At 72.7% G+C, this 10,207-nt stretch carries 10 protein-coding genes and 1 pseudogene; 5 read left to right on the forward strand and 6 right to left on the reverse strand.

The window, feature by feature from the left end:
• Together scy and mce are read right to left on the reverse strand one after the other, a co-directional pair.
• The coding region (gene scy / locus RIF68_RS15345) for a polarized growth protein Scy (protein WP_309051802.1) at nucleotides 1-3,056 on the reverse strand (3,056 nt) is incomplete at its 3' end.
• A gap of 185 nt (nucleotides 3,057-3,241) precedes the next feature.
• Complete coding sequence (mce, locus tag RIF68_RS15350) at nucleotides 3,242-3,694, reverse strand: methylmalonyl-CoA epimerase (RefSeq protein WP_309051803.1); 453 nt, start codon at nucleotides 3,692-3,694, stop codon at nucleotides 3,242-3,244.
• 137 nt (nucleotides 3,695-3,831) lie between these two features.
• Between mce and RIF68_RS15355 the strand changes: the two genes are divergently transcribed.
• Both RIF68_RS15355 and meaB read left to right on the forward strand, forming a co-directional pair.
• The gene (locus RIF68_RS15355; RefSeq protein WP_309051804.1) at nucleotides 3,832-5,034 is read left to right on the forward strand and encodes an acetyl-CoA C-acetyltransferase; all 1,203 of its coding nucleotides are present in this window, start codon (nucleotides 3,832-3,834) and stop codon (nucleotides 5,032-5,034) included.
• Nucleotides 5,035-5,066: 32 nt separating this feature from the next.
• Nucleotides 5,067-6,026: a methylmalonyl Co-A mutase-associated GTPase MeaB gene (gene meaB, locus RIF68_RS15360; protein ID WP_309051805.1), complete on the forward strand. Its 960-nt coding sequence runs from the start codon at nucleotides 5,067-5,069 to the stop codon at nucleotides 6,024-6,026.
• Between the two features lie 176 nt (nucleotides 6,027-6,202).
• On the opposite strand, the gene RIF68_RS15365 is transcribed toward meaB, so the two are convergent.
• The 4 genes from RIF68_RS15365 to RIF68_RS15380 form a co-directional block, all read right to left on the reverse strand.
• Nucleotides 6,203-6,679: a MarR family transcriptional regulator gene (locus RIF68_RS15365; RefSeq protein ID WP_309051806.1), complete on the reverse strand. Its 477-nt coding sequence runs from the start codon at nucleotides 6,677-6,679 to the stop codon at nucleotides 6,203-6,205.
• A 117-nt stretch (nucleotides 6,680-6,796) separates the two neighbouring features.
• Nucleotides 6,797-7,582: an AIM24 family protein gene (locus tag RIF68_RS15370; RefSeq protein ID WP_309051807.1), complete on the reverse strand. Its 786-nt coding sequence runs from the start codon at nucleotides 7,580-7,582 to the stop codon at nucleotides 6,797-6,799.
• A complete protein-coding gene (locus RIF68_RS15375; RefSeq protein WP_309051808.1) occupies nucleotides 7,579-8,229 on the reverse strand; it encodes an AIM24 family protein in 651 nt (216 codons plus the stop codon). Before RIF68_RS15375 ends, RIF68_RS15370 begins: the two co-directional genes overlap by 4 nt.
• 94 nt (nucleotides 8,230-8,323) lie before the next feature.
• Complete coding sequence (locus tag RIF68_RS15380) at nucleotides 8,324-8,962, reverse strand: AIM24 family protein (RefSeq protein ID WP_309051809.1); 639 nt, start codon at nucleotides 8,960-8,962, stop codon at nucleotides 8,324-8,326.
• A 107-nt stretch (nucleotides 8,963-9,069) separates the two neighbouring features.
• Between RIF68_RS15380 and RIF68_RS15385 the strand changes: the two genes are divergently transcribed.
• The 3 genes and pseudogenes from RIF68_RS15385 to RIF68_RS15395 form a co-directional block, all read left to right on the forward strand.
• Nucleotides 9,070-9,414 (forward strand): DUF3817 domain-containing protein, encoded by a 345-nt coding sequence (locus RIF68_RS15385; RefSeq protein WP_309051810.1) that lies wholly within the window; start codon nucleotides 9,070-9,072, stop codon nucleotides 9,412-9,414.
• Nucleotides 9,411-9,704 carry an MTH1187 family thiamine-binding protein gene (locus tag RIF68_RS15390; protein WP_309051811.1) on the forward strand — a complete coding sequence of 98 codons (294 nt, stop codon included), beginning with the start codon at nucleotides 9,411-9,413 and terminating at the stop codon, nucleotides 9,702-9,704. The genes RIF68_RS15385 and RIF68_RS15390 overlap by 4 nt, the downstream gene beginning before the upstream one ends.
• A 152-nt stretch (nucleotides 9,705-9,856) precedes the next feature.
• A pseudogene (locus RIF68_RS15395) lies at nucleotides 9,857-10,207 on the forward strand (glycosyl transferase); the annotation flags it as partial.

Consider the following 10,207-nt stretch of genomic DNA (forward strand, 5'->3'; position numbering starts at 1 on the left):
TCGGTGCGGAGCCGCTCGGCGTCCCGCTCGGTCGTCTCGCGCAGCTCGGCGGCCTCCGCCGCGATGCGCTCCGCCTCGGCCGTGGCCTCGCCGATGAGGGCGTCGGCCTGTTCGGCGGCGTCGGCACGCCGCTTGTCGGCGGCCTTGCGGGCCTCGTCGAGGACCTGCTCGCCGTCCGCGCGGGCAGCGGCGCGCAGCGCCTCCGCCTGCGCCTCGCCCTCCGCCTTGATCCGCTCCGCCTCGGCCCGCAGCCCGGCCGCCTCGGCGCCGATCCGCTCGGCCTCCGCCCGCGCCTCGCCGACCACCGACTCGGCGCGCTCGGCCGCCTCGGAACGGATCCGGTTGGCGTCCTCCCGGGCGTCCGCCCGGGTGCGGGCCGCGTCCTGCTCGGCCGCGGCGAGCGAGTCCGTGACCTCGGTCCGTACCCGCTGCGCGTACTCGGCGGTGTCCGCGCGCAGCTTCTCCGACTCGGTGATCGCGTCCGTGACCGTCCGCTCGGCCAGCGCCTTCGCGGCCTCCGACTCCTCCTGGGCGCGCGCCCGGACCCGGGCCGCGTCCTCGGTCGCGCGCTCCCGCTCCTCGTGGGCGTCGGCGCGGACCCGGTCCGCCTCCTCCTGCGCCTCGGTACGGGTCCGCTCCGCCGCGTGCTCGGCGGCGGACCGCAGCCCGGCGATCTCCTCCTCGGCCTGCTCGCGCAGCCCGGCCACCGAGTCCCGCACCTCCTGGGCGGTGTGCTCGGCGGCGGTGACCATCTCGGTCGCCCGCGCGTCCGCCTCCTCGACCAGGCGCTGCGCCTCGGTCTGCGCCTCCTCCACCCGCTTGCGGGCGGCGGCGAGGAGTTCCTCCGACTGCTCGCGGGCCAGCTCGCGCTCCCGGCCCGCCTCGGAGCGCGCCGACTCCAGGGTCTCCTCGGCCTCCCGGCGGCGCCGGTTGGCCTCCTCCTGCGCGGCGGCCAGCGCCTCCGCGGCCTCCGCGGCGACCCGCTCGGCCGCCGCGGCGGCCTCGGCCCGCACCCGGTCGGCGGTCTCCTGGGCCTCCGACTTCAGGCGCTCGGCCTCGGCGGCGGCCTCCGTGCGGAGCCGTACCGCCGTCGCCTCGGCCTCGGCGCGCGCCGTGGACGCGTCGGCCGCGGCCTCGGTGCGCAGCCGCTCGGCCTCCTGCTCGGCCTGCTCCCGGAGGGTACGGATGCGCTCGGCGGCCTCGGTGCGCAGCCGCTCGGTCTCCTCGGCGGTCTCACGGCGGATCCGCTCGCTCTCGGCCCGGGCGTCGGTGAGCTCCTGCCCGGCGGCGGCGACCTTCGCCTCGGCGTCGGCGTGCAGCCGGGCCAGCTCCTCGGCGGCCTGGGCGCGCCGGGCCTCGGCGGCCCGCTCGGCGTCCGCGCGCAGCTCGGCGGCGGCCTTCTCGGCCGCCTCCCGTACGGACTCCGCCTGCTCCTCGGCCTCGGCACGCAGCCGCTCGGCCTCGGCGCGGGTCCGCTCCAGGGTCTCCTCGGCCTGGGCGCGGAGCGTCTGGGCCCGCTCCATCGCCTCGGTCCTGACCCGCTCGCTCTCCGTGCCGGCCTTGGCGCGCAGCTCGTCGGCGTCGGTACGGGCCTTGGCGAGGAGCTCCTCGGCGGTCCTGGCCGCCTCCTCGATCTGCTGGACGGCCTCGCGGCGGGCCTCGCCGCGGATCCGCTCGCCCTCGGCGATCGCCTCGGCGCGCAGCTGCTCGGCCTCGCCGCGCAGCCGGCGGGCCTCCTCCTGGAGCTCGACCGTCTTGGCCCGGTACTCCTTGGTGTCGTCCTTCGCGGAACCGAGCAGCTCGTCGGCCTGCTCCTCGGCGCGCGACCGCAGCCGGTCGGCCTCGGTCTCGGCCTCACGGCGGATCCGCTCCGCCTCCTCGGCGGCCTTGCGGGTGGTCTCCTGCGCGCTCTCGGAGGCCTTGCCGAGGATCTCCTCGGCGCTGCGGGCGGCCTTGGCGAGCGCCGCGGCGGAGTCCTCGGCCGCCGCCGTGCGGGCCTTCTCGGTGGCCTCGGCGACCAGCTTCTCGGCGCGCTCGGTGGCCTCGCGGAGCTTCTCCTCGGCCTCGGCCTTGAGGGCCTCCGCCTCCTTGGTGGCCTCGCCGACCAGCCGGGCGATCTCGGTCTTGGCGGTGCGGGTGCGCTGCTCGTTGACGGACTCGGCGGAGGCGAGCTGCCGGGCGGCCGCCTCCTTGGCCTCGTCGAGGGTCCGCTCGGCCTCGGCGCGGGCCAGGCGGAGCTTCTCCTCGGCCTCCTGCATCCGCTGTTCGGCGGCGCGGGAGAGCTCGGTGGCCTGGCGGCGGGCCTGGTCGGTCTCGGCGGTGGTGGTGGTACGGAGCTGCTCGGCGTGGCTGGTGGCCTCCTGCGCCTGGCTGGAGGCGGCGGCGAGGAGCCGCTCGGCGTCCTTGCGGGCGCGCAGCAGAATCGCTTCGGCCTCGGCACGGGCGGACTCCGCCTCGGCGCCGACGCGGCGGCCGGTCTCCTCGGTGAGCCGGGCGGCCTCGGCGCGGGCGGCGGCGAGCGCCTGCTCGGCCTCGGCGCGGGACTCCTCCATGAGCCGGCGGGCCTGCGCCTCGGTGCGGGCGCGCAGCTGCTCGGCCCAGGCGACGTTCTCGTTGACGTGCGCCTCGACGGTCCGGCGGCGCTCGTTCAGCTCCTGGTCGAGCTGCTGACGGCGCTGCACCGCCTCGTTGTGCAGCTCGGCCTGGAGCCGGGCCTGGTGCTCGGCGTGCTCCTGGAGGATGCGCTGCGTCTGGGCCCGGGCCTCGCGCAGTTCGCGCTCGGCGTCCTGGCGCAGCTGCTCGGCCTGCACCTGGGCGTTGCGCAGCAACTGCTCGGCCTGGTACCCGATGTCCGCGCTGTCGTAGGCGGGCCGGGACGCGATGGTGCGGCGCGCCTCGTGGAGCTTGGCACGCAAGACCTCGACCTGGTAGCCGAGGTCCTCGGCGTGCTGGACGGCCTTCTCCCGCTCGGTCTTCAGCCGGTCCATCTCGGCCTCGAACCGGGCGAGATGGTCGTCTTCAGCTCGGTGGCTCTCCTGGCGTTCGTAGCCCCGCACTGCGCGGTCCCATCCGTCCCCTGGTCGCAACACTCCAACGAGCACGCCCTCACGGCCGAGGACGGACCCCCGGGGAATCGTGGCAGATCGGACGACCCCGACATCCCGACTTCGGTGCCGCACGGAGCGGCCCCGACCGGCCCCGGCCCGGAGTCGCCCACTCTACCGGGCCGGGAATCCGGAGGTCAGTGCTCCGCTGAGGAGTGGTCAGCCGGCGGCTCCGCCGAGGTGACCAGTTCGGTGAGGACGCCGTGGCAGTCCTTGGGGTGCAGGAAGGTGATGCGGGAGCCCATCGAGCCGGTCCGCGGCTCGTCGTAGAGGACCCGGACGCCCTTCCCCCGGATGGCCTCGGCGTCCCCGTCGACGTCGGCGGTGCCGAAGGCGATGTGGTGCACGCCCTCGCCGTTCTTGGCCAGCCACTTGCCCACCGCGGAGTCCTCGCGGGTGGGCTCCAGGAGCTGGAGGTAGGAGGCCCCGCCGTCGGAGGTCCCGTTGATCTTGAGCATGGCCTCGCGGACGCCCTGCTCCTCGTTGACCTCGGTGTGGAAGACCTCGAAACCGTACGTGGCACGGTAGAACTCGACGGTCCTGTCCAGGTCGAAACAGGCGATCCCGATGTGGTCGATACGCGTCAGCATGTGTCCAGTGCAGCGCCGGAGCGGTGGTTACGCAACGTGCGCGCGATCACACCGACCGGCCGGTGACCCGGCACCGCACCGCTCAGTACATTGGCGGTAAACCCTCGTTCACTCCTCATCCCAAGGGGCTGTGCCTCATGTCTGGAACGACCGGTACCACCTCAGTGATCGTCGCGGGCGCCCGCACGCCCATGGGTCGTCTGCTCGGCTCGCTCAAGTCCTTCTCGGGCGCCGACCTCGGCGGCTTCGCCATCAAGGCCGCCCTCGACCGGGCCGGTATCGGCGGCGACCAGGTCCAGTACGTGATCATGGGGCAGGTGCTCCAGGCGGGTGCCGGGCAGATCCCCGCCCGTCAGGCCGCCGTCAAGGCCGGCATCCCGATGAACGTCCCGGCCCTCACCGTCAACAAGGTGTGTCTCTCCGGCCTCGACGCCATCGCCCTCGCCGACCAGCTCATCCGCGCGGGTGAGTTCGACGTGGTCGTCGCCGGCGGCCAGGAGTCGATGACCAACGCCCCGCACCTGCTGCCGAAGTCCCGTGAGGGCTACAAGTACGGCGCCATCGAGATGCTCGACGCGATGGCCTACGACGGCCTCACCGACGCCTTCGAGGGCATCGCCATGGGCGAGTCCACGGAGAAGCACAACACCCGCCTGGGCATCGCGCGCGAGGTGCAGGACGAGATCGCCGCCCTCTCGCACCAGCGGGCCGCCGCCGCCCAGAAGAACGGCATCTTCGAGGCCGAGATCACCCCGGTCGAGATCCCGCAGCGCAAGGGCGAGCCGGTCGTCTTCTCGCAGGACGAGGGCATCCGCGGCGAGACCACGGCCGAGTCCCTCGCCAGGCTCCGCCCGGCCTTCGCCAAGGACGGCACGATCACCGCCGGCACCTCCTCGCAGATCTCCGACGGCGCCGCCGCCGTGGTCGTGATGAGCAAGGCCAAGGCCCAGGAGCTGGGCCTGGAGTGGATCGCCGAGATCGGCGCCCACGGCAACGTGGCCGGCCCGGACAACTCGCTCCAGTCCCAGCCGTCCAACGCGATCCGCCACGCCCTGAAGAAGGAGGGCCTCCAGGTCGAGGACCTCGACCTGATCGAGATCAACGAGGCCTTCGCCGCGGTCGCCCACCAGTCCATGAAGGACCTCGGCGTCACCCCCGAAAAGGTGAACGTCAACGGTGGCGCCATCGCGCTCGGCCACCCCATCGGCATGTCCGGCGCCCGTGTGGTGCTGCACCTGGCCCTGGAGCTCAAGCGGCGCGGCGGCGGCGTCGGCGCGGCCGCGCTGTGCGGCGGCGGCGGTCAGGGCGACGCGCTGATCATCAAGGTCCCGGGCAAGTAAGTCACCCACGTAAAGCGCAAGGAGCTCGACTGATGGTGGACGTCCCCGCTCTGGTCGCCCAGGCACGGGAGGGCCGGCCGCGTGCCGTGGCCCGGTTGATCTCGCTCGTGGAGGGGGCGTCCCCGCAGCTGCGCGAGGTGATGGCGACGCTGGCGCCGCTGACGGGCGGCGCGTACGTGGTGGGCCTGACGGGCTCGCCGGGCGTGGGCAAGTCCACGTCCACCTCCGCGCTGGTCTCGGCGTACCGCAGGGCGGGCAAGCGGGTCGGCGTCCTGGCCGTCGACCCGTCCTCCCCGTTCAGCGGCGGAGCGCTGCTCGGTGACCGGGTGCGGATGTCGGAGCACGCCTCCGACCCGGGCGTCTACATCCGTTCCATGGCCACGCGCGGCCATCTGGGCGGTCTCGCCTGGGCGGCCCCGCAGGCCATCCGCGTGCTGGACGCGGCCGGCTGCGAGGTGATCCTGGTGGAGACGGTCGGCGTCGGACAGTCGGAGGTGGAGATCGCCTCCCAGGCCGACACCTCCGTCGTCCTCCTCGCGCCCGGCATGGGCGACGGCATCCAGGCCGCGAAGGCGGGCATCCTGGAGATCGGCGACGTGTACGTGGTGAACAAGGCGGACCGGGACGGGGCGGACGCCACGGCCCGGGAGCTCAACCACATGCTGGGCCTCGGTGAGGCGCGTGCGCCGGGCGACTGGCGGCCGCCGATCGTGAAGACGGTCGCGGCGCGCGGTGAGGGCGTCGACGAGGTCGTGGAGGCCCTGGAGAAGCACCGGGCGTGGATGGAGGAGCACGGGGTGCTCGCGGAGCGCCGGCGGTCCCGTGCGGCGCGCGAGGTGGAGACCATCACCATCACGGCGCTGCGGGAGCGGATCGGCGACCTGCGTGGCGACCGGCGTCTGGACGCGCTCGCGGAGCGGATCACCGCGGGCGAGCTGGATCCGTACGCGGCCTCCGACGAGCTCGTGGCGAGCCTGACGGGCACCGCCTGAGTCCCCGTACGGTCCCGGCCCGGGCGAGCGGCCCGAGGGGCGCCGCCCGAGCCGTACGGCCGGGCCACGGGGCCCGGGTGACGCGAAAGGGCCTTCCCGGCCGTCCGGGAAGGCCCTTTCGCGTCACCGGGGCGTCCCGGCGCGGATATGTCAGGTCGCGGCGCCGGGCGGCGCCGTCAGGGCTTGCCGCGCAGCCCGCGCAGCTCCTCCGCGACCGGCTTCAGCGAGTCGTGGAGGTCGGCGAGGGCTTCGGGGCTCAGCCGGTCGATGAAGTGCCGGCGAACCGATTCGACGTGGTGCGGGGCGACCTTGCGCATGGTCTCCATGCCGTGGTCGGTGAGGACGGCGTAGAGGCCGCGCCGGTCGGACTCGCAGTGGGCGCGCTCGACGAGCCCCGCGTTCTCCATGCGGGTGATCTGGTGGGAGAGGCGGCTCTTGGACTGGAGGGTGGACGCGGCCAGGTCGCTCATGCGCAGCCGCCGCTCGGGCGACTCCGAGAGGTTCACGAGGATCTCGTAGTCGTTCATCGTCAGACCGAAGGGCTGGAGGTCCCTCTCCAACTGGTGCGTCAGCATTCTGTTGACGTCCAGGTACGTGCGCCAGGCGCACTGCTCGGCGTCGGTGAGCCAGGGGGTGGCTGTCTCGGTCTCCATGTATGGATTCTACCTAAGAAGTTGAATACTTGACGAAATCGGGGAGTGTGACGCGACGCACCCGCTGCCCCTGCACGGACACGCCTTCGAGGGGCGTCACACTCCGCAGACTACCGCTCACAGCCCGAAGCGACGCTGGAGGTCCCCGAGCTGTCCGGGAAGGCGCGGCACAGAACCGTGCTGACCCTGGCCGGAACCGTGCCCTCCCGCGCCGCCCGGAACCCCGGGCCGCGCCGGCGTCACGCCCGCGTCCCGCTCCGGCATCAGCAGCTCCGTCGACTGCAGCAGCACCGTGCCCGCGCCCACGAACTCGAACTGGTGCTCCTCGCCCGAGGCGCCCCCGATCCCGGTCAGGGCGCGCAGCCCGCCCATGACACCCGTCATGTACCCGTGGTCGTAGTGGTGGCACGGGGACGGGCAGTCCGCCCAGCCCACCAGCGCCTGCGGGTCCACCCGCAGCGGCGGCTCCATGAAGACCACCGGACCGTTCGACGCGGCCACGAACTTGCCCGTACCGATCAGCGTCACGAAGCCCGGCACGATCGACTGCTTCAGCGCCAGCGACGGCTGGTACGCGAGCAGGTTCCCGGAGCGGATCGTCAGGTTGCCCTCGTCCAGGTCGTAGGAGTTCACGTCGAACGCCCGGTCCGCGAGCAGCATCTTCCCGCTGCCCTCCGCCACCACCCAGTCGCTCGCGTGCAGCGGCGAGTGGAAGGAGGTGCGGACCAGCCGGTCCAGCCGGCCGTGCCCGATGCCGTTGAACTCGATCCGCCCGTAGTAGGCGATCATCTTCCCCTTCTGCAGGAACCACTGGGAGCCCTTGAGCTCCACGCAGAAGGTGTACGGATCGACGTTGTCGTCCGACGGCAGGGTGTGCGGGTCGTGGATGACGGGGGTGCTCACAGCTTCTCCTCCGAGGCCTGGACGTAGACCACGCCGCTGCCGCTCAGCTCCAGCTGGAACGCCTCGCCCGAGCCGCGGCCCACCATGTCGCGCCAGCCCAGCGCGGTGGACAGCTTGTTCCGTACGTCGCCGCGGTGCGCCACGTACGCCTGCGGATCCACGTGGACCGGGCGTCCCTGCGTGATCGGCAGCTCGATCACCCCGCCGTGCGCCATGACGGCCACCGAGCCGTGCCCCTTCAGGGTCGTGGTGAACAGGCCCTGCCCCGTCACCTGGCCGCGCACCATGCCCATGACCCCGCCCTGCGAGCCCATGAACATCGTGCCCTGCTCCAGGGTGCCGTCGAAGGCGAGCAGCCGGTCCGCCTCCACGTACAGGGTGTCGCCCGCCAGCGTGATCACCTGCACATGGTGGCCGCCGTGCCCGAACAGCACCGTGCCGCTGCCCTCCACGGTCATCAGCGGGGTCGCCTCGCCCGCCACCCGGCGGCCGATCATCGACATCAGCCCGCCCTGGCCGCCGCTCAGGTTCGGCGTGAAAGAGACCTCGCCGCGGTAGGCCAGCATCGCGCCGCGCTGGCTGAAGAGTCGCTGCCCGGGGACGACCTGGGCCTCGACCATCTTGGAGTTGATCTCGCGGAACGGCATCAGGCCGCACCTCCTTCGTGAGCTTCTCCGCCCGCGCGGCGCGGAGGCGCGGCCGTGATCGCCGTCTGCGGGCCGGTGGCCGCGCGCGCGTCGCTCACAGGTCGCCTCCGATCGTGTTCCGCTCGCTCGGCTGGACGTACACGAGCCCGTCGCCCTCGAAGCGGATCTGGAACGCCTCGCCGCCGCCCTCGCCCATGAAGGTGCGGAAGGTCACACCCGACTGGAAGTGCTGCTGGAGGTTGCCCTGATGGGCGATGTACGCGCCCGGGTCCACCTGGAGCGGGTACTGCGGGGTCACCCGCAGCACCACCGCCGGACCGTCGGACAGGAGCGCGGCCTGGCCCGTGCCCTCCACCGTCGTGGTGAAGAGGCCGTTGCCCGTGGCGCCGCCGCGCAGACCCGTGAAGGTGGTGCCGGTGCGCAGTCCCTCGTCCGCGCAGAGGAGGTTGCTCGCCTCCACCCACAGCTTCTCGCCGTGCAGCGAGACGAGGTTGATCTCGGAGGCCCGGTCGGCGAACCAGCAGGTCCCCTCGCCGCGTACCTCCATCACCTCCATCTGCTCGCCGGTGAGCCGGCGGGTCACCATGCCGCGCAGGCCCTCACCGCCGCCGCTCATCTTCTTGAACGCCATCCGGCCGTCGTAGGCGACCATCGAGCCGTTCTTCGCCTTCACGGCGTCACCGGCCAGGGAGACGGCGAGCACCTTGCTGCCTTGGAGTCGGAACGTTGCCACGGCCTCGACGGTACTGGGGACCCGGTTAAAGGGACTGCAAAGTCGGAGTGCACAATGGGACGGCCCTTGTGCATCCGTTCACAAGATCGAACGAAGGTGACCCCGTCGTGGACATCAAGACCGCCTCCTCCCTGCACCGGCTCCGCCTGGTCTCCGGACCCGAAGCCGTGTCGTTCCTGCTCCTGCTCGTCTGCTCGGTCCTCAAGCGGACCACGGACTTCAACGCGGTGCCGGTCATGGGCGCGATCCACGGCATCCTCTTCGTCCTCTACGTCCTGTTCTGGCTCGACGCCTGGAACCGCACCAAGTGGTCCTTCACGACCGCGGCCCTCTACTTCGTCCTCTCGGTCCTGCCCTTCGGCGGCTTCTACGCCGACCGCAAGCTGAAGCGCGAGGCCGAGGCCGCCGTCATCGCCTCCCGCGCCCGCCGCGAAGGCACGGTGAACGCGTGATCGTCGCCTTCTCCGTCACTCCCCTCGGCGTGGGCGAGGAGGTCGGCGAGTACGTCGCCGACGCCGTCCGGGTCGTCCGCGAGTCCGGACTGCCGAACCGCACCGACGCCATGTTCACCTCCGTCGAGGGGGAGTGGGACGAGGTGATGGACGTCGTGAAGCGGGCCGTCGCCGCCGTCGAGGCGCGCGCCCCGCGCGTCTCCCTCGTCCTCAAGGCCGACATCCGGCCCGGCGTCACCGACGGGCTCACCGCCAAAGTGGCCACCGTGGAGCGCCATTTGGCGCAGTGACCCCGCCCCTCCATCGAGCCCCCGAACCTCCTGGTCCGGGGGCTCACCCGTACGGCGCCGAGAACAACTCACTCGGACGACTCCGGTCGACACACCGAACGCTGTCCCCTTTTGTGGGGGTATCGACCCGTTCGACGACAGCTGGAGGCACCGTGCGGCCGGGAGGCTACGACTACGACACCTACAGCCGACTCGCCGGCCCCCTCACGGAGCCGGACACGGCGGCCTACACGGTGCAGTACCGGAGTCTGCTCGCGAAGGAGCCGCACCGAATACGCGCCGTCCTCCTCATGGGTCTCGCGCCGGTCCTCTCGGCGCTGCTCCTGGCCTACCTCGTCTGGCCCACCCACTGGACCGTCCGCGAGGGCGGCGACCGCTGGCTGGTCCGCTTCGACACCGTGATGCTCGTGTCGATCGGGCTCATCTGCTTCTTCATGCTGGTGAACGTCGCCTCCATCGCCCACGCCACCATGGTCGCCCGCGACCCCGTCCCCGTGCGCCCC

Source organism: Streptomyces sp. (assembly GCF_031178505.1).
Classification (GTDB): Bacteria; Actinomycetota; Actinomycetes; order Streptomycetales; family Streptomycetaceae; genus Streptomyces; species Streptomyces gulbargensis.